Consider the following 22,382-nt stretch of genomic DNA (forward strand, 5'->3'; position numbering starts at 1 on the left):
CAGTAATAAAAACGGGACAGCTTTATTTTGGATCGAAAATCAGGAGTCGGTCTTCCTCGTTTACACCAAAAGCGAGAGTGGCATGAAATTTCTGAGCGCCTTATTTTTACCTCAGGCAAAAACGCGGAAGTGAAGATGAGCCGGTGTTTTGGTGTTAAATTGATAGAGCAGAAACCCTTTTGGGGGAAGGTCTGTCATGTCACTCCAGAACAAAAAAATGAGTTTGCTGAACCGGACATTTATAGGTGGCTGCAAAAGGATCTTTAAGCCAATTTTTCGCCGATCCGCCCGTCAGGTTCTGAAGGGCCGGCTACTGGATCTTGAAGAGCCGGAAAGGGGGCGGTGGCTTGAGTCAGATGTAAAAGAGTATCTCAAGCAAACATGGACTCGGTCTGACTTGCTGATGCCAATTGCCGAACTCGATCATTTGCCTACCTTTGGCAACCGTCTTACCGTATTTCTCTCAGTAATCACGACAGCCGCGTACCAGGAGATGATGGCCCGCGGAGTGCCTTCGGAGTATGCCAAAACACTGGTGGGCGATCTGGGCTGGAAGGTTTATAACTGGATGCTAACGGCCGTATCTATGCCTTTTCGTGTCACTAGCCGCAATCCTGCAAGGCGCATGGAGAGGGTTCTCCGGGCGCTAATGGTTTTCCCGTTCAGCGCGCCGGGTGCTCCAGGTTATGAAGTGAAAGTATGGACGGAAGGAAGCAATACCCATACGCACTGGACCCACTGCCCACCGCAAACCTTTGTTCGTCGCGTCATCGAATTGAATGGCGACCAGGGCGAGCTCGATGCCTTCTTTAAGTCCTGGTGTCTTTATGATTGGCCGGGCGCGGATGTAATCGCCAACGACGGTCAGCACGGACATTACACTCGCCTGCATACCCTCTCCAGAGGCGGTTCGGTTTGCGATATGTGCTGGCATGGTTGTGCGAAGTCTGGAAAGGAGTGAACGTGAAAAGCGGGCTGATCGACTCAGCCCGCTCTCAGCTTTACCTTACTTTACGGGAAGCAAGGGACACTGGAAGTAGACCGGCGGGCCGTCCGGAAAAGATCCCGGAGTGATGACCAGGTGACCCATGGCTTCGTGATAGTCGATGTCCTCATCGGAGGTCAGAACCGGCACGATGCCATGATACATAAACCCGGGTCCGGTCCATTCTACAGTGTGTGTGAACCAACGGCCCCCATTATAGGCCGGATTGCCAGGCGCTGCTTCGGAGACTGGCAGCTGACCTTCCGGGTTATTGGAATTGGTCACCACATAGAGGGCGTCAAAGGATTGAACGTTGTTGGTCCCGGGGGCCGGCAAGGTGGTGGTTCCTTTGGTGCCCCAGACTTCGCCATCACCCCAAAGGGCGGGCATGAAATTCGGCTGGCCGGGGTCTGCGTGAGCCAGACTGGTCATGAGAAAGCTTCCCAGTAAAAGCAGAGCGATACGTGACATGGTGGATTCTCCTTGGCAGTATATTTGTCGCGTTTTGCCTTCCAGCCCGCAAGATTTCCAACGGACTTAGTTTAGCTTCTGCCATCCCTAACGAGAGTTCCTCATATAACGATAACGACATGATCACCATTTCATAACGACGATGGTGTTTGCGGCATGCAAGCCCTGAAAAAGGAGATAATGGACAATCAGAACACCAGCTGTTCCATCTTGGCCAGAAACCGTTCACGTCGGGGATTCGATTTTGCCAAAGCATGGACTCAAGCCGAAGTAATCAGCGTTTCCTCAGATATCTCCGGCTACCCGATTAATAGATTACTTGAGTAATCCCGTAGGCTTGCCGTCAAGACTCAAGGTGTTGTTCTCTTCCTGATACTCCCTCATTCCCTCTGAGCCAAGGCGATCAGCCCATTTAATGAGTGTTTTGCGCTGACCAATAAAATCATAAAGCGGCACCCCATATCCGCATGATGTCAGCACCAAATCTACAGAAAGGTCATGGATTTGTCGCAAACCAGGCGTATCGGGGAAAAGCCTATATAGTTCATCCCATTCTGAGTTTCTAGGGTGTACCGATGTTGCTTTCCCGTATGCCCTTAAAATTAAAGGTTTCCGATCAAACGAGCACCACATCAAAGTCATGCGAGGGTTTTCAAGAAGGTGTGCCGCTGTCTCATTCTCAGCGCCCGTAAGATTGAGCCAAACAATTCGATTGGGGCCTAACACTCTGAGCGAATCCATTCCTTTCGGAGCAATATTCACTCGTCCTTCGTGAGCAGCAGTTGCTACGAAAAACATCTGTTGCTTCTCAATAAAACTACGATGTCTCTCGTCAATCCCTTCAAATCTCACCACCTAGGTCTCCTTTTTGCCACTACTTTTAACGCCAAGGGCATCCGCCTGCCGCGCTTGCGATTTATTATTCGGGGTTAAGCGTATCACGGACGCAGCCCTGGTCCGGCCACGCCGTATCATTCTGCGAACCCAGCTTGGCTTTCAATATGCTATCCAATTAATAGCGCTATTTTTAAGATAGTGGCAGCGTCTTAACAAAAGACCAAAACACCTTTACCGACTCAGGCACCTCCTGTTTCTGCAACCTTGGAAATGATGGATTCGGGCGGCGTGGATAAATGCCTCATTTCCGCATGGGCGGCTCCGGGAAAAATTATGATATCCAACGACGAGGTCGCATCTTTTGTGGAAGAGGCACCAGAACGGCTAGTAAGGGTTCTACCCTGGTTGTGGGATTTGCCTCTTACTGATCGCAGGTTTTATCCGGTGTACACAGCCTGCGCCGAACTGGGCATACCCTTCTGCACACAGATCGGCCACACCGGCCCCCTAATGCCCAGTGAAGTAGGGCGTCCGATTTATTTGGACCAAGTGGCACTGGATTTCCCTGGAAATATCCAAGGAAGAACAAAACGTAAAAATGCGAGAGCAGTACATTTCGCAACGCTGCCATCACCGGTGACAGAACTGCAGCGAAACGGAGGTGACCTGCGCGCCAGCTTGGCCAGGGAGTTGCCCGCCAGAGCGGTGCCATGAACCAGGGGCAGGTCAGTCAGTGGCTGCAATCGAAAGCTATTGCCTGAAAACCAGCAGCCGGTTGTTGGCTGGCATCACGCAGTCTCTCCGGGATCGGCGCTTTGTTGTTCTCGCAAGCTTGAGAGAAGGGCAGGTTGGTCATCATCGGGTCATACTCTCCTTTCTTTGAACGCCATGAAAACAGAGGAAGCCAGCGCGGTGTTTTTCACGCCAATTATTGCGGCGACCACACTTCCCCGTGGTGCATCACCCGGAAAGCCGACTCACTGATGCCCTTGCTCTCCAACGCCAGCCGCAGTCGCCGGGGTGGCTCGTCCATGGGTTCATCGGTCAGCACGAACGTGCCCCAGTGCATGGCTACCGACTGGCGGGCGCCGATATCCTGGTGAATCTTCACCGCCTCTTCCGGCGCCACGTGCACCGGGGCCATGAACCAGCGCGGGTCGTAGGCGCCGATGGGTAGCAACGCCAGATCAATGGGCGCAAACAGCTCGCCGACGTCGCGAAAGACCTGGCCATAACCGGTATCGCCGCCGAAATAGAACCGAAAGCCGTCCAGTTCGAGGAGCCAGCTGCACCAGAGCGAGGTGTTGGTGTCGGTGGCGGTGCGTCCGCTGAAGTGCTGGGTCGGCAGGCAGAACACTTCGTTTTCGGAGGCCAGGGGCGTCGATTGCCACCAGTCCAGTTCCACCAGGTTGTGGACGCCGCGCTTCTCGAACCATGGTCGAAGCCCCATGGGAATACAGAAGCAGAGGTCATCCCCGAAGCGTCGGTGCAACTTGCGCACGGTTGCTTCGTCGAGATGGTCGTAGTGATTGTGGGAAATCAGTACCAGGTGGATCGGCGGCATTTCGGCCACCGTCAGGGCCGGCGGCGTGAAGCGCTTGGGCCCAACCAATTGGAAGGGACTGGCACGGTCTGACAACACCGGGTCGGTCAGTACGTTCAGGCCCCGATACTGGAACAGAAATGATGCATGCCCCAGCCAGGTCAGTTGTGGCTCTGCCGGCGGGTTCAAGAGTAAGTGGCCATCCGGACGCAGCAGCGTGTAGCGTTTACCCTGCGGGAAACGGCGGCCGGGGGCCAGTTGCCAGCGCAGGAAATCCCCCAGTCCATGGCGGGGCACGGGCTCCAGGTTTCGATACCTGCCCCGGTGAAAGTGGGGCTCCGCGGCAAGGGCGGCGAGGCGTTCACGGTCGATGGTCATGGCTGGAACTCATCTTCATTTTCGGGTGCCGGGAGGCATGCGCCAGGGAAGTTGCCTCTGATGATTGAGGGCTACAGTAAAACACATCCTGCAGGGTCAGGGGCGGTGTTCGTTGCGGCCGCGTTGCCAAGGGCTCAGGGGAGAGCTAGATTGAATGGCCAGAGGACGTGAAACAGGCTGGAAGGATGAAGCCACTGTTTTTGATCGTTGTTTACCTTGTCGCTGTCACATTGCCGTTGGTTTTGTCCTCCTGGGTCGGAGGGCCGCCACGCCAGTTCCACCAGGAACTGGCATCGGGCCTTGGCATTCTTGCCTTTTCGATGGTCCTCGTGGAGTTCATTCTGTCCGGCCGTTTCAAGACCATTTCAAATGGCGTCGGACTGGATGTGACAATGCGGTTTCACCAGATCATGGCGCGCACGGCACTGGTTTTTGCCCTGTTGCACCCGTTTCTGTACCAGGGGACGCCGTCAGGTGGTCTACGCCCGTGGGACCCCACGCGCGAACTGACGCTCACGAGCGATTTCTCCGCTCTGTCGACAGGCATTGCCGCGTTTCTGCTTCTTCCAAGCCTTGTGCTACTGGCGATCGGTCGCACCCAACTGGACTACAAATACGAGACATGGCGCCTGTTACATGGTATCGGCGCGCTCCTGATCGCGGTTCTTCTGTTGCATCACACCGTGTATGCAGGGCGTTACGGATCGCAGCCTGTGATGACCTGGGTGTGGCTGGCAATGACTGGAGTGGCGGTCGGGTCACTCCTGACGGTTTACCTGCTGGTTCCCCTTCTGCAGAAGGCCCGACCCTGGCGCGTGACCTCCGTGGTCCGGTTGACGCCAAAGCAATGGGAAGTGACGGTGGAGCCAGACGGTCATCGTGGTCTTGATTACAAGGCCGGCCAATTCGTCTGGCTAAATGTGGGGCACACCCCCTTCTCGATGAAAGAAAATCCGTTCTCCATCTGCTCAGCGCCGGCGGCTGGACCCGAAATATCCTTCATGATCAAAGAGCTTGGCGACTTCACACGAACAGTTGGCCAGATAAAAGACAGAACGGTCGCCTATCTTGACGGCCCTTATGGCAATCTTTCTGTCGATGGTCGCGCAGAACCCGGGGTCGCTCTCATCGCGGGTGGCGTTGGCCTTGCTCCCCTGCTGGGCATACTCAGGCAAATGCGCCTGACCGGCGATTCGCGCAAGGTGAAGCTGATCTACGGAAATCGGATCGTTGATCAGATTGCCTATCGTGAGGAATTGGATGAGGAGCTGGGTGCGGAGGACGTAGTCTATGTGCTGTCAGAACCGCCAGAAACCTGGCACGGAGAGACAGGCTTCATAGATGCAGCGCTGATAGATCGCGTCTTTTCAGAGAAAGAGTTCAGCGAATGGGTCTTCGTGATGTGCGGACCGGCGATCATGATGGATATCATTGAAGATCACCTGATTAAGAACGGTACGCCCTCTCACCATATCCTATCGGAGCGGTTCAACTATGACTAATCCAATCAGGCGGTTGAGCCAGCGGCAACGGGTTTCTTTGATAATCTGGGTTCTGAATATCACGTTATGCCTGAGCCTTTTCGTTTTTGTGTTGCGCTGATTCATGGCTTTGCATTTCCCCGTAACATTCAGGCATCCGATAAAAAGGTTTTTCAGAAATATATTGTGGCTGGCAGATGAGGCAGAGACTGCCTTTCCAGCTTGCGACGCTTACGCCAAACAATTTAATTCTATTTCGGTTATTATGGTTGTTTGAAGTTGGTGAATAAGCCGACAGTTACCTGGAGATCATAATGAGCAAGAAACTCGAAAAAGTTACGTTAACGTCTGCCGCAATTGAGGAGCAGACTGCTGCTTATTTAAAGTCGGGCGGTGCCGTTGAGTATGTAGGCAAGGGTAAAAGTGGACAGTTCGCGTCCCAGAATTCAAAGCAGGTTAACGCGAAAAAGTAACAGGGGCAGATTGATCTGGCCCCGATTTAAATTAAAGATTATCCCGAATATCTTCTGGTGCATTCGAGTCGTGTCGGACAAAACGAAGACGACCCTTTTTCAAGAAAGGGTATAAGACTCGAACCTGGCCGATCAACCGAAACCGCTCTATCTTGCGAGGGTCTCCCCGGCCTTCGGTTTTCGGATTTTCCCCACTTATTGTCGGATTCAGCGATGTGACTTAGTCTGTCGGTGAATTGAACCCTGGCCTTACAGTACTACCCTTAGAGATTCGAGGGGTGTTTGGCTTTTAATTGCGTGCTCCAAGGAGAGGCAGCAAAGTAATGAGAATTGCCGCTAAAACTCTCATATGGACGTTATGGGCAGTGGCGGTTTCGCCTGCCTGGCCTGAAACTCAGGCGAGGGGATCACTTACCGTCTCGGTTGCTGCACCCGCCTACTGGTGTCCGTACGCCTGTGACGTCACAGGACCACGTTCTGGCTTCACAGTGGACATCGCCCGTGCCGCGCTTGAGTCCGAAGGGTACAAGGTCGTGTACGAAAACCTGCCCTATGACCGGGCACTTTTTGAGGCAAAGCGGGGGCGTGTTGACGCCATAGTGCCTGCGTTCAGGGCGGAGGCCCCCAGTTTTATTTTTCCCTCCTACGCGGTTTCTCTGACCGAATATTGCTTCTACGTCCCGCAGAACGAACCACACCGCTATCACGGCCTGGCTTCACTCGAGAACATGCGGTTCGTGGCCACTTCGGGCTACAGCTACGGCGCCGAGATGGATGCTTATATTTCTGATAATCAGGGCAAGCGCGTCACCCTGATAGGAGGCGGTGACGTATCCAATCGCCTGCGAGAGCTGGTAAGAAGGGAACGCTTCGATGCATTGCTCGATGATCGGCTTCTGTTCGAATCCAGTCAGAACCGCGAGGGTCTTCTGAATGCCGGCTGTCTCGACGAACGCCATGCCGGTTACCTGGCACTCTCCCCGGAAGACCCGGACCGATCAAGTGCCATTGCCCAGGCCTTCGAGCGCGGTTTCAAGAAGCTCCAGGAGAACGGGCAGCTTTGCAGGATTCTGGAAAATTACGGGTTAGGCAGCGATGCCGTGCCCGGCCTGGGCGGGGAGTACTGCCCACCCACCCATCGTCGTTAGTCGTTTGTTCCACGATGGTAGGCGAGCTGCATCTTTTCGAAAGGTCTTGTGGCTGGCACGGTGTCTGATAGATGGCATCACCAAGCAGGAGGCCAAATGACGTTTGAGCACATCGTTCAGATAAACGACCTGACGAAGCCAGAGCTGCCGATCCTGACCCGATTCCAGATCTGGGAAGGTTTGGTACTCAGAGCCCGGCGCCCGGACAAGTTCCTGGTAGGCGTTGACGAGTATGAGATTCTTGAGCAGGAACCGGCTTACATGAAACGGTGCCTGCAACTGCCAGGGCTGCAGATAGTCGACGAAGTAAGGTTTTTACCGGAGTCGAGAATCGAGTACCGAACTCTGCCAACCGATGCGGTTCCGGCGGCAACGCTTGTCATGGATATTGAAGAGCCCGAACCGGAATCGATTTTTATCCGTTTTCGATATTACTCAGCCAGCATCGAGAACGAGGGCGATTCGATGCCGTATGACCAGTTTCTCCAGCAGGCCTATGTGCTCACCGATATTGAAACGGTTCAGATCATCCGGGAGCTGGCGGGGACTGGCGCGTTCTGAAGCTAGCTGGGCACCGGTTCCTCTGATTTGCGCAAATCCTTTCGGGCCTGAGTACCCTGGGCCGAGCCGGCCCCGATTGTGTGGCTTTGGGCTACATTGTATTGGGGTGAACGGTTACTCACGGATGGCAGCGCAATCATGGAACTGGAACAACTCAATGCCATAGAAAAGGCGACTCGTTACGGGCGTGCCGAGGTTTTTCGGATCGGCGTGGCGGTGATTTTCCTTGCAGGGGTCATGTTGTATGTCCGCTCGATCGGGGCTGATGCTCCGAACATGGTCATCCTGGTGGCGGCGGCGATGATCGGCGGGTACATGGCGATGAACATCGGTGCCAATGATGTTGCCAATAACGTGGGGCCTGCCGTCGGGTCCAAAGCTCTGACCCTGGCCGGGGCTATCGCGATAGCGGCGATCTTTGAGGCCAGTGGTGCGCTGATAGCGGGCGGCGATGTCGTCAGCACCATCAAGAAGGGGATTATCGATCCTGCGCTGATCGGAGATCCCGATACGTTCATCTGGCTCATGATAGCCGCGCTGCTTGCCGCGGCGCTCTGGCTGAATGCGGCCACCTACGTCGGGGCGCCTGTCTCCACGACCCACTCGATCGTCGGCGGTGTGATGGGCGCGGGTATAGCGGCGGGCGGTGTGGACATAGTGGATTGGAGCCAGTTTGGCCAGATCGTCGCCAGTTGGGTTATATCGCCGGTACTCGGTGGGGCCATCGCAGCACTTACCCTGTACCTGATAAAACGCCGGATCACCTACAAGCGTGAAATTGCTCAGGCCGCCAGATACAACGTGCCGCTGTTCGTCGCAATAATGGCGGGGGTCTTTGCTACGTATTTAGTGATAAAGGGGCTGGGCAAGGTCGTCGACATCGGGTTACTGCCTGCTATCGGATTCGGCGCGCTCATTGGCATCATCGTATGGCGGCTCACAAAATGGCTTGTTACCCGTCCTTCGGTCGAGGTGGAAAACAGCAAAGCGGGAGTCGACAGTCTGTTCACCTCACCGCTTATTTTTTCGGCTGCACTTCTGAGCTTCGCGCACGGGGCGAATGACGTTGCGAACGCGGTAGGCCCGCTGGCGGCGATCAATGAAACCATCCTTCACGGCGGCGTGGTGGCACAGGCGGCGATCCCTGGCTGGGTGATGTGGGTGGGGGCACTCGGGATTGCCCTCGGCCTGGCACTGTTCGGCCCCAAGCTCATACGCACTGTCGGATCGGAGATAACGGAGCTCGACCGCATGCGTGCCTTCTGCGTGGCCATGGCTGCGGCGGTTACTGTCATCATCGCAAGCCAGCTGGGCCTTCCCGTGAGCTCGACCCACATTGCCATAGGGGGCGTGTTCGGCGTGGGCTTCCTGCGCGAGCATCTTAAAACTACCTATCGCGAGAAGATTGCCGAGATTGAGGTGCGCCATGCCGGAGAGGACCGGGAAAAAGTAGAGCGCGTGCTGAAGGAATTCGAGGAGGCCTCATTCGAAGAAAAAGGAGAAATCCTCAAGAAGCTCAAAAGCACAGATGGCCGCTACGCACCGATCTCGAAAAGCGAACGTAAGAGTCTGAAAAAGCTTTACAGGCAGGATCTCGTCAAGCGTTCCGCGGTTTTGAAAATAGTGGCTGCCTGGCTGATCACGGTTCCGTTATCGGCACTGCTGGCGGCTATGCTGTTCTTTACCATCAGGGGGATGCTTCTGCCATGAGCTCCCGCAGCTTGGCCAGTTGTGCCTCGACCACGCGCAGGCGAACCTCGGTCTGGGCGGGGGTTTCCTCGGGTGAGCCGGAGCTCAGTCGTTCGCGGTATTTCGCCTGCTTTTTTTCCAGCGCCTGTTCGAGTTGCGTCAGGTCCTTGAGCTTCAGGGCCTTGCCCTGGTCGTGTTCGCCCAGAACATCATCGAGCTTTGCTACCAAGTCCTTGAAACCCATTGTCCGACTCCGCCTTGGTCCGGGAGGCATTCCCGTGATGCGTCAGATGTTAACCCCCGCCTGACCCTCATCGCTCACTGACAGTGCCTCGGTGGTTCGGGCAGCGTCCACATCCGTGGCCGTAAGGAGCTCGCGTGTACCTGTCAAAATAGCATCTACGGTTTCGCTGGCATAGGCAGAATCATTGAGCAGGGACGTCGCCATGGCGGAATCAATCTGCTTTGTGCCCAGAAGTTTCGTAACCCGCGCGACCATGGATTCGCGGTCCACTCGCGCACTCACAGCAATCTCGTCGAGCTCCAGTATGGCCGTGCTGGCGTCGTCAAATTGGCCTTCGTAAAGTCGATGGGTTTCGCGCAGTACAATCGCGACCCTGAGGCGCAGATCATTGTATTCCCGGCGGATCGCCGCGTTATTGGCAGCCAGGTAGGTCGTGAGGTTCTTGCGCAGGTGTTTGACGTGCTTGATGGCTTCCACCATCTCGGCAGCGGCGTGCTGCAGGCGGTAGAGTGATTCGGTGGAACTGCCCGGGGACATGCGCGTCATGCACCCGGAAATGAAGTCGAGGATGGCATTGTAAAGACGTTTGACGCGCTGCCGGTATAGCAGGTCAATGTCGATGTCGATGCGCTCCCGGTTATTGTTGATCATCGCCCGCAGGTCATCGCAGTTGCAGATCTGTTCGCGGTGAAGGTGAAGGCCATGGGCGAGGATGACGAAGGCCTGGTCGAACAGGTGCCAGACCTCCCTGCGAACTGCCACGTTGGCGCTATCGGGGGAGTCCATCGCAGCGGGGTTCAGGTATCTCGGCTCGGCCGCAGCCTCTTCCGGCCCCTCCGGCAACCAGCGCTCCAGCGCGCGCGCCAGCTGGGAAATCCGTGGCAACATGACGGCGACACCCAAGCAGTTGAACAGGGTGTGGAAGACGGCGAGCTTGACGGTATAGTCATCGTCGGCGATCGACATGAGCGCCGACAGACCGTCGACGGACCAGCGCAGGGGCTCGACCAGCACCAGGGCCATCGCCGCCGTCGCCAGGTTGAAAAAGAGGTGGGCGCCTGCCAGGCGCTTGCCGGCGATGTTTGCGCCTAGGCCGCCGATCAGGGCGGTTACTGTCGTGCCGATGTTGGCACCGATCGCCAGGGCCAACGCGTTCTCGTAGGTAATCTGGCCTGTGGCCAGGCCGGCCAGGGTGAGGGCCAGCGTTGCGTGGCTCGATTGCATGATGACCGTCGCGAGAATTCCGAGCCCCGTATAAACAAGCAGTCCGGTTATACCCGTTATCGCGTATGCGCGCAGATCGACTGCGGCCTGGTAGCCTTCGAACCCGTCCTTCATGAAGTCGATGCCGAGAAACAGAAACCCGAGGCCGGCCAGAATCGCACCGGAGGCTTTCAATACGCGGGAGCCCTGGAAATTCAGCACCACGCCGAAGACGAGCATTGGCAACGCGAAGGCCGAGAGACTCATTTTCATGCCGATGGTGGCGAACAGCCAGGCCCCGGTTGTGGTGCCCAGGTTGGCCCCGAAGATGATGCCGATGCCGGTGATCAGCGGGAGCATGCCGGCGCTGAGGAACGATATGGTGATCACCGATACCAGGGAGCTGGACTGCATGATCGCGGTGCTGACAATGCCGAAACCGAGACTTTTCGGAATCGTGTCCGTGGTCCGACGCAGCACGCTCTCCAGGAATCCGCCGGTAAACTGGCGAAACCCGTTCTCGAGCGACAGCATGCCAAACAGGAAGATCGCCACCCCGGCCGCCACCTGCTTGAACTCGGGGCTGGCCCAGAGCGCAAGGGCCAGAAGTCCGAGTAGGGCAGCGAGGACGAGACGGCGGTAGTTCATGGCAAGGCCTGCACCAGGTCACCAAGAGTCAGCTCGCCGCCTTCAACCACCCGCGTCGTAATCCCTCCATGGCCGCGCATGGCGTTGTAACCGCCCGGCCCAAGCGTCGTCTCCATCTTGCTGCAGGGGTGACAAAGCCCCGTGTACTCCAGGATCACCCCACCGATCCGGAAGGTTTTGCCTTTCAGGGCATGCAGGTTCAGGCCGGAGACTACAATGTTGCGCCGGAAAACCTCGGGGCCAATGGCCTCCCGATGCAGGCAGGAGGCAATCGCGTGCAGGTGTTCTTTCTGGATCAGGGTTACCTGTCGTTTGCTGGTTTCGCGGCCCTTGAACCGATCGCCTTCGAGGCCCTTGCCGGGGCTGACTGTCACGCCGTCGAGTGACTGCATGGCCTCACCACGGGCGGGGCGGATACCAATCCATTCCACCCGGCCGCATTGGGGGAGGGTGTCCAGCAGAGTTTGAAGGGGAGTCGCGTCGGGCATGGGAGATCGCTTTGAAGAATTGCTCAAAGTTCAATGAACCGCGGGGTCAACATGAGCGCAACCCCGACAGCCACCATGGCCATGGTATTGGTCACGAGGTACGGATAAAGAATCAGCGCGAGACCGCACCAGCGGGCGACCATATTCGACTGCCTTCGCCCGTAAATGAAATAACCGATACCGATGGAGCTGAAAATGAGCCCCCAAATCAGGGTCGCAGTTTCCATAGCGTGAATGTCTCCGGCAGAAAAGGCCCTACCTTAATCCGTTACGGGCCTACTTCACAGACGTTTAACTGACCCGGAATCAATTCAGTGACGCGGATTATTTTTATCAGGGGATGACTTATCGTCGGATGCGTTGTCGTTCGATGTGAGGTAGAAATCTTTTTCCTCGAAGGTTTTCATATCCGGATCTTCGATGTTGTTCCTGCGCCGGCCCTTATTAAGCCAGTAGGCCAAGCCAGCGATAATAATGATCAGTATGATCCACTTCATGCCCGATTCCTCCGCACGGTGATGTATCTCCTATTCAGGCCTTGGCGGGGCGATTCGTCAACCAAACCGGGATAGATTTATGTACGTTTTATCCGCTACCCGGCCTAAACTGAAACTATGGCGAGTCGCCTTTGAGTGAGATTTTCTGAGGCGTCATGGCCCTGACATCACTTCCAGGCTCAGCGCCATGTCCCGAGAGGGCGATAGGTGGCCGAGAAGGAGCACACCCATGAACCGACACTCCATTATTGTTAAACCGGGTGATTATGATCGTGCGTTGAGTGTTGTCGGCACGAACATAACCGTTCTGGCGACCAAGCAGGATACGAAAGGGCAAGAGTTTACCTATCAGTCCGGAGAGAGCGGCATGGGGCCGCCCCCGCACAGTCACGAATGGGACGAGGCGTTTTTTGTGATCAAAGGGAGTGTTGATTTCACTTGCGATGGGAAGCAGGAGACGTGTTTGCCGGGTACCCTGGTTTTTGTACCTGGCGGATCGGTTCACTCGTTCCAGTACGGGCCGGAGGGCGGCGAAATGCTGGAAGTCACCGGAGCCGGCAGCCTGGCAACCCAGATGTTTACAGCTGTCGACAGAGAGGTTTCTCCGGGGCCGCCGGACATTGAAAACATCACGGAGGTGCTGGCCAGGAACGGGGTTTCGTTGCACCTGTAGAACAGCCGGGCCGGAATTTTCACTATTCCCTACAGCACGGGCGACGCCAGCCTCGATAGCTTAACGCCCAGCCGCCACCACAGGGGCCGATCGTCCAGACTGTCGGGATCGATCGGCTCTGCGTGGGCAAAGTCTTGTTCGAACATGGCTTCCATCTGGGTGGCGAATCCCTCATCCACGATCACGGCAGCCACCTCGAAGTTGAGGCGGAATGAGCGGTTGTCAAAATTGTGGGTGCCGACGCTCGATACGCGGTCGTCGACCAGCATGACCTTTTCGTGAAGAAAGCCGGGCTGATAAGCGTAAAAGCGAATGCCGAGCCCGCGCAGTTCCTCGATGTAGTGGAATGCCGCGAGGTAGACGGGCAGGCTGTCGCCTTTGCCGGTGGTGATGATCCGAACGTCGACGCCGCGAAGGGCGGCCAGCTGCAGCGCTTTCATGACTGCCTCATCCGGAACGAAATAGGGAGCCGACAGCCAGATGCGCTCTCGGGCGGCGCTGAGTGCCGAGACAAAAAACAGGCTGGCCTTCTCCAGGTGCCCGGTGGGCGCAGTGGGGAATATCATCACCTGCTGATCGGCGTTGGTGGCCGGTGTCGGTGCCCATTCCAGTTCCGGGATTTCCCGGGTGGCCCAGTACCAGTCGGAGAGGATCGTCAGTTGAACCTGGACCGCTGCGGGCCCTTCGATCTTTACGTGTGTGTCGCGCCAGGGGCTTAACTCCGGGTCGAGCCCCAGGTATTCATCACCCACGTTGTGGCCGCCAACCCAGGCCTCGCGGCCATCGACCACCACCATTTTCCGGTGATTGCGGAAATTGAGCTGGAACCGGTTTCGCCAGCCCTGGTTGGGTTTGAACGAGCTGACCTCAATGCCGGCGGCGCGCATGTCGGCCACGTATGTGTCGGGCAAATCGGAACTGCCGACTTCGTCGTACAACACCAGAACTTTTACGCCCGCACGGGCCCGTTCTGCCAGTGCGTCCTTGACCCGCCTTCCCAGGCCATCGTCGTGGATCATGTAGAACTGGAACAGAATATAACGTTCCGCCCCGGCGATTCCCTCAAGGATACTGTCGAAGGTGGCCTCGCCATTGACCAGCAACTCCACGGCGTTGCCTCTGACGAGATAAAGTTCTGATAGCCGGTGAACGGCGTTATACCAGGACGGGGCCTGACTCTCGGGGATCTTCCACGCCGCGAGTTCCTTGCGGTACCCCTCAACAATCTGGTCGATTTCATCGGCGCGTGCTTCGTACGCCTCTGCCATGCCCTCGAACTGGTTCCTGCCGAACACCGCATACGCCGGAACGGCGACAAAGGGCATGGTGACCAGAGATACAGTCCAGGCCACCGCGCCCGTGGATGTGCGGGTCGTCAGGGCAGCATGCATGGCCATGATGATGCCCACGACATAGAAACTGGTTACCAGAAGTCCGATCATGCTCTTTCTTGATAGTCTCACTTTGGCTGCTGCTTAAGTGTTGGCGAACGCCGGGTGTTTCGGCCCGAAGGCGCATGGAGTGGAGCAATGTGTTGCTTTGCCTGCTGCTTTCACGTTCATTGTGGGGCAGGTCAGGGCGGGCGGTGCTAATTACGAGTTAAGTCCATAGGGCTGAGGAATGCCAACCAAAGCCGGGGGATAATCTGTGCCCTTTTATTCTTGTTTCGATGTGGTCACAGCGTTGTGCGAACGGTCCCATGCCAGGAGTTCCTGCAACATGCTGTAACTCAGCCCCCAGATGCAGTAGCCCTGATATCGGCAACAGGGCATTTTCAAGGTGCCGAACGGCGTGCGCCAGGGCAGTCGGCTCTGGTTCTCCCTGGCGGCGAGGTAGTTGAGGGGCACCCACACCGTTTGTTCGACTTCGTGGTTCAGCAATACAGATTGCGGTCCCCGCCATTCGTAGACGTAGGGTGTGACTACCATCGGTCGCCAGCGGCTGTGTTGGCGGGTAACCAGGTCAGAAAGCCGGGCCTGGAAGCGGCCATGGCGTACCAGGTCGACTCCGGTTTCTTCGAGGGTTTCCCGTTCGGCGGTGGCTCGGGGTGTGGCATCCTCCGGTTGCATGCGGCCTCCGGGAAAGGCCATGTCTCCGGACCAGGGATCACCTTCCCGACGGGCCCGCTGGATGAACAGCAGCTCCACGCCACCATCGTCAGCCTGTCGGTAGATCAAGGCCACGGAGGCGCGGGCGAGGCGACGACGGAGAGGTAATTTGTGAGGGCGCAGGGAATTCGCCCAGTGTTTGGAGGCCACGGCGGTTTGTCCTTTGCTGTCAGTCGGAAGTCTACTCTGGCTAGAGTAAACCCGATCCGATCATGTCAAAGCAAAACCGGGACCTGTTTATTTCTCGTGTGCCATAAAATCTGGCAATAAAAAAGGCAGCCCAGAGGCTGCCTTTTCAATCACGTTTTTACCTGTTAATTACAGGCCAATAACGTTCTCTGCCTGTGGGCCTTTCTGGCCCTCGGTCACGGTGAACTCAACTTCCTGGCCTTCGGCCAGAGTCTTGAAACCGCCACCCTGAATAGAGCTGTAGTGAACAAAAACGTCCGCACCGCCTTCACGAGTAATAAAGCCAAAACCTTTTGCTTCATTGAAGAACTTAACGTTGCCTGTAATGGTAGACATAATATATATCCTGATATTGATCATTAGTGTGCCGCCAAGAGATCGTTGTGATCTTTGATCAGCGATATGCGGGAAATAAAAAAACTGGCAGGATCAAAAACAGGACAACAGGTGTGAAACACAAAAGGTCTTATTCGTGAAATGCTTTGCTAAATCTTTCCAACGAACGAGACAGTACGCTAATTAACAGGTACTGCATAGCTAAGTTTTTAATTATTTTTATAACTCCTTACAATCCCGGCGAACCGGGGCATATTTATTCGTTGCTTTTCAGGCTCTCCCATCCGGGAGTTGGTATTTTTTGATACTTTCAAAGACTCAGGCGAAGTCGTATCCCCCACCTTTCTCAAGGCCCCTCTGGTACGCCGGCCTGGCGTGTACCCGCTCCACCCAGGCGCTGATGTTCGGCCGGTCCTTGCCGACGATACCCCGTGCCACGGAGGCTTCCAGCGGGAAGCTCATCTGGATATCCGCCGCGCTGAGGTTATCGCCGAGAAACCAGGTGTTTTTCGCCAGGTGGTCTTCGACGAAATCCAGGTGCGTCTTGATCATCGGGCCGATGAAGGTTTCCGTGGTTTTGTCGGCAATGCCCTTGGCCACCGGTTTGATAAAGAACGGCATCGGGCTGGTTTTTACCTTTTGGAAAACGAGGCGCATCACCAGCGGCGGCATCAACGAGCCTTCGGCGTAATGCAGCCAGTAGGTGTAGTCCAGCCACGCCTGACCACCGGTTTCCGGCAGCAATGTGTCCTTGCCATAGGTGTGGGCAAGGTATTCGATGATGGCGCCGGACTCCGCTACCACCAGATCACCGTCGGTGATCACCGGGGATTTGCCCAGCGGGTGAACCTTCTTGAGGCTTGCGGGCGCCAGCATGGTCTTGGGGTCACGCTCGTAGCGCTGGATCTCGTAAGGCACACCCAGTTCCTCCAGCATCCAGAGAACGCGCTGTGAGCGGGAATTATTCAGGTGGTGAACCGTAATCATGAAGAAATTCCTTTGGAATCAGAAAAATGAGCAGGTTAGCAGAGTCGTCTGCAAATGGCTCCTCGGTTCAGGACCATCATGCTATATCTGCGGCCTCACTCCCTCGGGTTCGCCATGCCGTAGTCACTCCATATGGTTCCGTCTGAACCAATGCTGAATCTCTACTGCCTCTAATTCCAGTCCAGTCATGTCGAACACACCAATATTGACATGTTCATACTGTACTTGAACGAAGTGCACCAACTCGTGCGCAAGACTGTCGAGTCTGCTCGTTCCAAAAACCACGATTATATTTTCTCTGGGGAAGTAGCAGGAGCAAATGATATGGAACCGTTCTTCATTTTCTCCCAGCCATGAGTTGAACATACTCGCTGTCACGTCAAGGTCGGTTAGTAGCAGTGGCGCCGGAACTTCATCGCTGAGCCTTACCCCCATTTTTTTTGCGACAATCAGTAATATGTCGTGACTGTACTGCCTGAAGTCTGAAATCTCCCTGATCTGCATGCCCGGGAAGCGCTCTGCCACGTCGTCATTGAAATCAGCTTGTTCCGGGGCTTTGTCTTCCGCAAAAACAACAGCCGTCAGCAGAATAAGGGCAATCCCTAAGGCAATAGAGAGCTGAATTCTTTTGTCATGCTGTGACATAGCGCTGGTGAGAGCCTCGCAACGATAATTGCCCAGAGATAGCGGGCAGATGGAGATCGCGTAAAGCGTGATCGGGTTGGGGCCTTCTAGAGTATAGGCCTGGATTTGCGGTCACTGATTTGGGGAGAGTCAGTCGCCTATCGACGAGGTTCGGGCGGAGGGCGCCTTTGATTCTTAGAGGTCAAAATATTAGGGTGGCATCAGGGAGGTTCACTTTCAAACAGGCTGCCAGACCATGCGGCCGAGGAGGCTTCACATTGGGTGACGTCGCTATAGATGATTATCAGACCGATTACGTGGCGGGACAGGACAATATCGCCCGGTTCGGTTTCGATATCCACAACATCGTGTTTCCGTTAACGGCGCTGCTGATCGTTGCGTTTGTTGTGGCAACGCTGATTTTCCCGTCCGGAGCGAAAGAGCTCCTTGATAGTGCCAAGAATGGTGCGATCGCGATCTTTGACTGGGGGTTCCTCCTCAGTGCAAACCTGTTTGTTCTTTTCTGCCTGGCGCTGATTTTCATGCCGGTGGGCAAGATTCGAATTGGCGGTGTCGACGCCAAGCCTGAGTTTTCCATGATGTCCTGGTTTGCCATGCTGTTTGCTGCCGGTATGGGCACGGGGCTGATGTTCTGGTCGGTCGCCGAGCCGGTTGCCTATTACACCGACTGGTATGGCACGCCCCTGGGGGTGGAGCCAAACACAACTGAAGGCGCCCGTCTGGCGATGGGGGCGACTATGTATCACTGGGGTCTTCACCCCTGGGCGATCTATGCCATTGTTGGCCTGTCGTTGTCGTTCTTCGCCTACAACAAGGGGCTTCCGTTGACGATCCGCTCGGCCTTTTTCCCCATCCTGGGTGATAAAGTGTGGGGCTGGCCCGGCAATGTGATTGATACCGTGGCCGTTCTTGCGACCATCTTCGGGCTTGCCACCTCGCTGGGCTTCGGGGCCCAGCAGGCCGCATCCGGACTGTCCTACCTGTTCGATATCGAGGGTGGCCTCAGTGCTCAGATAGGCGTAATCGCGGGTGTAACCGCGGTCGCAACCTTTTCCGTCATCCGCGGTATCCATGGTGGTGTGAGGTTGCTGAGTAACGCCAACATGGTAATGGCAGGTCTGCTGCTGGTGTTTGTGATATTTGCCGGGCCCACGCTCGCCATCTTCAACTGGCTCTGGGACACCACGGTTTCCTATGCCTCCAACATGGTGGCGCTGAGTAATCCGTTCGGGCGTGAGGAAGATACCACCTGGTTCCATGGCTGGACGGTGTTCTACTGGGCTTGGTGGATTTCCTGGTCGCCGTTCGTGGGCATGTTTATCGCACGGGTGTCGAGGGGCCGCACGGTGCGTGAATTTGTTACCGCGGTGCTGATCATTCCCACGATTATTACCGTTTTCTGGATGAGTGCGTTCGGCGGCAGTGCCCTTGACCAGGTCCGCAACGATGTCGGGGTGTTGGCGTCCGAGGGGCTGACCGAGGTGTCTCTGGCGATGTTCCAGGCACTGGAGAACATTTCGCTCTCGGGGCTAACCTCGTTCATCGGTATTACGCTGGTCCTCACGTTCTTCGTGACGTCTTCGGACTCCGGTTCCCTTGTCATCGACAGCATCACATCGGGTGGCAAGATTGATGCCCCGAAAGCCCAGCGTGTCTTCTGGGCGGTTACCGAGGGCTCGATTGCCGGTGTCCTGCTGTTTGTGGGCGGTGAACAAGCACTGAATGCCCTTCAGGCAGGTGCCCTGAGTGTCGGCCTACCGTTCACCCTGGTCCTGCTGGTGATGAGTTACAGCCTGTTCAAAGGCCTGCACCACGAGCGCGGCCTGCTGGTTGCCGAAGGCAAGATGTGATCCGGGAAAACCGGAGCGGTTTATCGCCTCCCCGATTGAACCTGCTCCGGTTTTCCGTTAAATCTACCGCCTCGCACACTGCGAAGTCAGTCCCTTTAACTCACGAACAGGAGCTCGGCCATGGCGGAAGCATCACTCAAGGAACAACTGAACGCCGCGGTTAAAGACGCGATGCGGAACAAGGATAAACCCCGGCTTGTCACTCTGCGCATGGCCCAGGCTGCGGTCAAACAGATCGAGATTGATGAACGCCGGGATTTGTCTGACGAGGACGTTCTGAAGGTGCTGGAGAAGATGCTCAAGCAGCGCCGCGATGCCGCCAGTCAGTACGATGATGCCGGCCGTGAAGAACTCGCGGATAAGGAACGGGCGGAGATGGTGATTATCGAGGAATTCATGCCGGCCGCGCTGACCGAGGATGACCTCGACGCCCTGATCCGCATGGCCATTAGCTCAACCGACGCCCAGGGCATGCAGGACATGGGGCGCGTGATGAACGAGCTGCGTCCCCAGGTGACTGGTCGGGTTGATATGGGCCATCTGAGCAAGAAGGTGAAAGCGGCGCTGGCGGGCTAAGTAAGAGCCGGCGCAGGCTAGCTCAAGCCCGATTTGATCATATCGAAGGTGTCCAGAATGCGCGCCACAAACTGGTCTTTCGGGCGGAAGCTGCTTTGGGTGCTGAGGGTGACGTCCCTCTGCAGGTGATCCAGTAGTTTGTTCAGGCGCCGCCGATGCAAACCGACCGCCGCCTGAACGGGATCGAAAATAACCCCGGATAAAGCCGCAAAGGCTGCCAGTGCGGCCATGACCGCGACCATCACGCTGGCCGTGGTGGCCAGCGAAGGCTCGGGTGGAAAGAAACTGTAGTACCACCCGCCAATGGTTTCCCCGAGGATAAAGTCTCGGGCGGCCAGGGTTTTTGCGAGCATGGACGCGAGCACCACCCCGAGCCCGATTCCCCCCGGAGTGAACTTCTGGAACGCAAACGCACCCAACACGGTGCATGAAATGCTGTTGGTGATATCGGCAGACGCCGTCCGGCTCACCCGGTACTGGCCGAGGGCATCCGCGACCAGCGGCTCAATCAGTTTGCTGAACTTCTGGTGGTCGACGGGGCCCAGGGTGTGGCGCGCATAGGCCGCCCCCAGGGCCTCAACCAGGTAGCTCTCCAGCAGCGGGCCTTTCTGGCCATTGTTCAGCAGTTCCACCTGAATCAGGTCCGAGATGTGCTGTTGTACGCGGGTGGTAAAACCGGCAGGTACACGATCTGCCGCATGGTGCAGCCACTTCAGGCCGGTTCGTTTGGGGACCAGAACCCTGACCAGACAGGCCAGGGCGTATATCGGCGCCCAAAGCAGATTGGCGGGTGCCCGCAACATGTCCCATCCCAGAGCCATGCGATTGGTGGCGATGGCGCCCGGGTAGTGGAAATGGCGGTCAATAAATGCCGGGATCCGCGCCCGGCAGTCGTCAAAGTAGCGCTCAATGCCGGAGCGGATTGCCTGCTCGATCTCAACTTCGGAGACGTGTTGCTCGGGCGATGTGACAATGGGCATAGTGACAGGCGCATCTGCAGGCAAGTGAGTGTCTGGCGCATTAAACCGCAATTGAGATCAACGGGCCACCGGTCCAAACGGAGTAAATCATTATGAGTTTGAAAACCCTGCAAGAAATCGTCGCAGAAACCAAGGCCTCTCTGCATTGCCTGACGCCCGAAGCGGCGAAAGCGCTGATGTCCGAGCACAGTGATGCCCTGGTGATCGACGTGCGTGAGCCCGGTGAAGTGGCTGAGAAGCGCCCGGCCGGTACGGTCAATATTCCACGGGGTGTGCTCGAGATGAAAATCACCGATCACACCACGGATCCGGACCGGACCATCCTCTTGCACTGTGCGACCGGTGGTCGTGCCGCGCTGGCAGCGGCGGCCCTGGAGCATATGGGCTACCGGAACGTCAGGGTCATTGACTGCAGCAGCGATGAATTGATCACGCATCTCGGCGCCGGGTGACAGCGCCTCTGAAAACCGGGGTGTCCGGTCAGCTTCGATTACGGACTGCGAAGGCCTGGCGTTTAAGGTCTTTGATAATCTCGGGCACCTTGAGCGGCAGCAGGGCCCCGGCCGTTTTCAGCAGGGAAATAATGAGATTCATCCGTTTGTACCAGAGCAAACTCTGAATCTTTTTCTTCATCGGGTGGTAGCCTTCCAGGTACAGCTCATCCACACACTTGGCGTTGTTGGTGAGGCTGTAGGCGCTTAAATCCAGCGGCACCGCAATGTCCGCCTTCTTCAGCTGCTTACGGGTATTGAAGTCGATGCCAATGTTGATGGCGTTGCTGATCACATCAAAGGTGTCTTCCGGTTTCGGGTACCGGCTGACATGGCTCAGATCAACGGCCACGGTGATACCCGCGCCCATTTTCGCCAACGGCGAGATCGGGACATTCTCCACCAGTCCACCGTCCACCAGAATCCGGCCGTTCACCTCCACCGGCACAAACAGCCCGGGCACGGCCATGGATGCGCAGACGGCGTCTGCCAGATTCCCCTCCCGGAAGACCAGCTGCTCGCCCGTCTCGATATCCGTGGCGCAAATGGCCAGCGGAATCTCGGCATCTTCGATCCGGCAATCCCCAAGGTCCCGGTGGATCATCTCCCGAATGGCGTTGGTGCTGAACAGCCCGCCGCGCTCGAAGGTAAAACTGATGATCTTTGACAGGTTCAGCGTTGAACAGATGGACAGTATGGACTCAGCCGGTCGGCCGAAGGCGTAGTAACTGGCAACCAGCGCCCCGGCACTGGTGCCCGAAATGCAATGAATCCGGATCTGCTCTTCCTCGAAGGCCTTCAACACGCCGATATGCGCTATGCCCTTGGCAGCACCGCCGCCCAACGCCAGACCGATGCGGGTATTAAAGGGATTGAGTTTCATCCAAGAGCGCCTGTTAAT

At 56.5% G+C, this 22,382-nt stretch carries 26 protein-coding genes; 10 read left to right on the forward strand and 16 right to left on the reverse strand.

Features of this window, described 5'->3' with window-relative positions; translation table 11 throughout:
• The first annotated feature begins 196 nt into the window (after nucleotides 1-196).
• A complete protein-coding gene (locus tag QQF73_RS04485) occupies nucleotides 197-961 on the forward strand; it encodes a hypothetical protein (RefSeq protein ID WP_285367378.1) in 765 nt (254 codons plus the stop codon).
• A 45-nt stretch (nucleotides 962-1,006) separates the two neighbouring features.
• Here QQF73_RS04485 and QQF73_RS04490 read toward each other — a convergent pair whose 3' ends face one another.
• The 4 genes from QQF73_RS04490 to QQF73_RS04505 all read right to left on the reverse strand — a co-directional run bounded on the left by QQF73_RS04490 (nucleotide 1,007) and on the right by QQF73_RS04505 (nucleotide 4,214).
• Nucleotides 1,007-1,456: a hypothetical protein gene (locus QQF73_RS04490; RefSeq protein WP_219866648.1), complete on the reverse strand. Its 450-nt coding sequence runs from the start codon at nucleotides 1,454-1,456 to the stop codon at nucleotides 1,007-1,009.
• 315 nt (nucleotides 1,457-1,771) lie between these two features.
• A complete protein-coding gene (locus tag QQF73_RS04495) occupies nucleotides 1,772-2,311 on the reverse strand; it encodes a pyridoxamine 5'-phosphate oxidase family protein (protein ID WP_285367379.1) in 540 nt (179 codons plus the stop codon).
• A 712-nt stretch (nucleotides 2,312-3,023) separates the two neighbouring features.
• Nucleotides 3,024-3,152 (reverse strand): hypothetical protein, encoded by a 129-nt coding sequence (locus tag QQF73_RS04500; RefSeq protein WP_285367380.1) that lies wholly within the window; start codon nucleotides 3,150-3,152, stop codon nucleotides 3,024-3,026.
• A gap of 69 nt (nucleotides 3,153-3,221) precedes the next feature.
• Complete coding sequence (locus QQF73_RS04505; protein ID WP_285367381.1) at nucleotides 3,222-4,214, reverse strand: MBL fold metallo-hydrolase; 993 nt, start codon at nucleotides 4,212-4,214, stop codon at nucleotides 3,222-3,224.
• Nucleotides 4,215-4,399: 185 nt separating this feature from the next.
• Between QQF73_RS04505 and QQF73_RS04510 the strand changes: the two genes are divergently transcribed.
• From QQF73_RS04510 to QQF73_RS04530, 5 genes are all read left to right on the forward strand, one after another.
• On the forward strand, nucleotides 4,400-5,716 hold the full coding sequence (locus QQF73_RS04510; RefSeq protein ID WP_285367382.1) for a ferredoxin reductase family protein: 1,317 nt from the start codon (nucleotides 4,400-4,402) through the stop codon (nucleotides 5,714-5,716).
• A gap of 293 nt (nucleotides 5,717-6,009) precedes the next feature.
• The gene (locus QQF73_RS04515; protein ID WP_219866645.1) at nucleotides 6,010-6,168 is read left to right on the forward strand and encodes a hypothetical protein; all 159 of its coding nucleotides are present in this window, start codon (nucleotides 6,010-6,012) and stop codon (nucleotides 6,166-6,168) included.
• 323 nt (nucleotides 6,169-6,491) lie between these two features.
• Nucleotides 6,492-7,316, forward strand: a complete 825-nt coding sequence (locus tag QQF73_RS04520) for a substrate-binding periplasmic protein (RefSeq protein ID WP_219866644.1) — start codon at nucleotides 6,492-6,494, stop codon at nucleotides 7,314-7,316.
• Between the two features lie 96 nt (nucleotides 7,317-7,412).
• Nucleotides 7,413-7,877, forward strand: a complete 465-nt coding sequence (locus QQF73_RS04525) for an AtaL-like protein (protein ID WP_285367383.1) — start codon at nucleotides 7,413-7,415, stop codon at nucleotides 7,875-7,877.
• Between the two features lie 138 nt (nucleotides 7,878-8,015).
• On the forward strand, nucleotides 8,016-9,587 hold the full coding sequence (locus QQF73_RS04530) for an inorganic phosphate transporter (protein WP_219866642.1): 1,572 nt from the start codon (nucleotides 8,016-8,018) through the stop codon (nucleotides 9,585-9,587).
• On the opposite strand, the gene QQF73_RS04535 is transcribed toward QQF73_RS04530, so the two are convergent.
• The 5 genes from QQF73_RS04535 to QQF73_RS04555 form a co-directional block, all read right to left on the reverse strand.
• The gene (locus QQF73_RS04535) at nucleotides 9,565-9,810 is read right to left on the reverse strand and encodes a hypothetical protein (RefSeq protein ID WP_219866641.1); all 246 of its coding nucleotides are present in this window, start codon (nucleotides 9,808-9,810) and stop codon (nucleotides 9,565-9,567) included. The genes QQF73_RS04530 and QQF73_RS04535 overlap by 23 nt on opposite strands.
• Before the next feature lie 42 nt (nucleotides 9,811-9,852).
• Entirely contained in the window at nucleotides 9,853-11,661 is a 1,809-nt protein-coding gene (locus QQF73_RS04540; RefSeq protein ID WP_219866640.1) for a Na/Pi cotransporter family protein, read from the reverse strand.
• Nucleotides 11,658-12,149, reverse strand: a complete 492-nt coding sequence (locus QQF73_RS04545) for an MOSC domain-containing protein (protein ID WP_219866639.1) — start codon at nucleotides 12,147-12,149, stop codon at nucleotides 11,658-11,660. The genes QQF73_RS04540 and QQF73_RS04545 overlap by 4 nt, the downstream gene beginning before the upstream one ends.
• Nucleotides 12,150-12,172: 23 nt before the next feature.
• On the reverse strand, nucleotides 12,173-12,376 hold the full coding sequence (locus QQF73_RS04550; RefSeq protein ID WP_219866638.1) for a hypothetical protein: 204 nt from the start codon (nucleotides 12,374-12,376) through the stop codon (nucleotides 12,173-12,175).
• Nucleotides 12,377-12,460: 84 nt separating this feature from the next.
• Nucleotides 12,461-12,646, reverse strand: coding sequence for a hypothetical protein (locus tag QQF73_RS04555; RefSeq protein ID WP_219866637.1), 186 nt, complete (start codon nucleotides 12,644-12,646; stop codon nucleotides 12,461-12,463).
• Nucleotides 12,647-12,875: 229 nt separating this feature from the next.
• Here QQF73_RS04555 and QQF73_RS04560 point away from each other — a divergent pair, with 229 nt between their 5' ends.
• Nucleotides 12,876-13,319: a cupin domain-containing protein gene (locus tag QQF73_RS04560; RefSeq protein ID WP_219866636.1), complete on the forward strand. Its 444-nt coding sequence runs from the start codon at nucleotides 12,876-12,878 to the stop codon at nucleotides 13,317-13,319.
• A gap of 29 nt (nucleotides 13,320-13,348) precedes the next feature.
• Here QQF73_RS04560 and cls read toward each other — a convergent pair whose 3' ends face one another.
• From cls to QQF73_RS04585, 5 genes are all read right to left on the reverse strand, one after another.
• Nucleotides 13,349-14,761: a cardiolipin synthase gene (gene cls / locus QQF73_RS04565; RefSeq protein ID WP_219866635.1), complete on the reverse strand. Its 1,413-nt coding sequence runs from the start codon at nucleotides 14,759-14,761 to the stop codon at nucleotides 13,349-13,351.
• Nucleotides 14,762-14,974: 213 nt separating this feature from the next.
• Complete coding sequence (locus QQF73_RS04570; RefSeq protein WP_219866634.1) at nucleotides 14,975-15,577, reverse strand: NUDIX hydrolase; 603 nt, start codon at nucleotides 15,575-15,577, stop codon at nucleotides 14,975-14,977.
• A gap of 168 nt (nucleotides 15,578-15,745) precedes the next feature.
• On the reverse strand, nucleotides 15,746-15,952 hold the full coding sequence (locus QQF73_RS04575) for a cold-shock protein (protein ID WP_070964605.1): 207 nt from the start codon (nucleotides 15,950-15,952) through the stop codon (nucleotides 15,746-15,748).
• Between the two features lie 318 nt (nucleotides 15,953-16,270).
• A complete protein-coding gene (locus QQF73_RS04580; RefSeq protein ID WP_219866633.1) occupies nucleotides 16,271-16,939 on the reverse strand; it encodes a glutathione S-transferase family protein in 669 nt (222 codons plus the stop codon).
• 123 nt (nucleotides 16,940-17,062) lie between these two features.
• Nucleotides 17,063-17,584 (reverse strand): hypothetical protein, encoded by a 522-nt coding sequence (locus tag QQF73_RS04585; RefSeq protein ID WP_285367385.1) that lies wholly within the window; start codon nucleotides 17,582-17,584, stop codon nucleotides 17,063-17,065.
• Nucleotides 17,585-17,841: 257 nt separating this feature from the next.
• Between QQF73_RS04585 and QQF73_RS04590 the strand changes: the two genes are divergently transcribed.
• Both QQF73_RS04590 and QQF73_RS04595 read left to right on the forward strand, forming a co-directional pair.
• Complete coding sequence (locus tag QQF73_RS04590) at nucleotides 17,842-19,434, forward strand: BCCT family transporter (protein ID WP_219866631.1); 1,593 nt, start codon at nucleotides 17,842-17,844, stop codon at nucleotides 19,432-19,434.
• 120 nt (nucleotides 19,435-19,554) lie between these two features.
• On the forward strand, nucleotides 19,555-20,010 hold the full coding sequence (locus QQF73_RS04595; protein ID WP_285367386.1) for a GatB/YqeY domain-containing protein: 456 nt from the start codon (nucleotides 19,555-19,557) through the stop codon (nucleotides 20,008-20,010).
• A 17-nt stretch (nucleotides 20,011-20,027) separates the two neighbouring features.
• On the opposite strand, the gene QQF73_RS04600 is transcribed toward QQF73_RS04595, so the two are convergent.
• Complete coding sequence (locus QQF73_RS04600) at nucleotides 20,028-20,990, reverse strand: DUF6635 family protein (RefSeq protein WP_285367387.1); 963 nt, start codon at nucleotides 20,988-20,990, stop codon at nucleotides 20,028-20,030.
• A gap of 92 nt (nucleotides 20,991-21,082) precedes the next feature.
• Here QQF73_RS04600 and QQF73_RS04605 point away from each other — a divergent pair, with 92 nt between their 5' ends.
• Nucleotides 21,083-21,442 (forward strand): rhodanese-like domain-containing protein, encoded by a 360-nt coding sequence (locus QQF73_RS04605; protein ID WP_219866628.1) that lies wholly within the window; start codon nucleotides 21,083-21,085, stop codon nucleotides 21,440-21,442.
• A 28-nt stretch (nucleotides 21,443-21,470) separates the two neighbouring features.
• Here QQF73_RS04605 and QQF73_RS04610 read toward each other — a convergent pair whose 3' ends face one another.
• Nucleotides 21,471-22,364 carry a patatin-like phospholipase family protein gene (locus QQF73_RS04610; protein ID WP_219866627.1) on the reverse strand — a complete coding sequence of 298 codons (894 nt, stop codon included), beginning with the start codon at nucleotides 22,362-22,364 and terminating at the stop codon, nucleotides 21,471-21,473.
• Nucleotides 22,365-22,382: the final 18 nt, after the last annotated feature.

The organism is Marinobacter albus, from assembly GCF_030238305.1.
Classification (GTDB): domain Bacteria; phylum Pseudomonadota; class Gammaproteobacteria; order Pseudomonadales; family Oleiphilaceae; genus Marinobacter; species Marinobacter albus.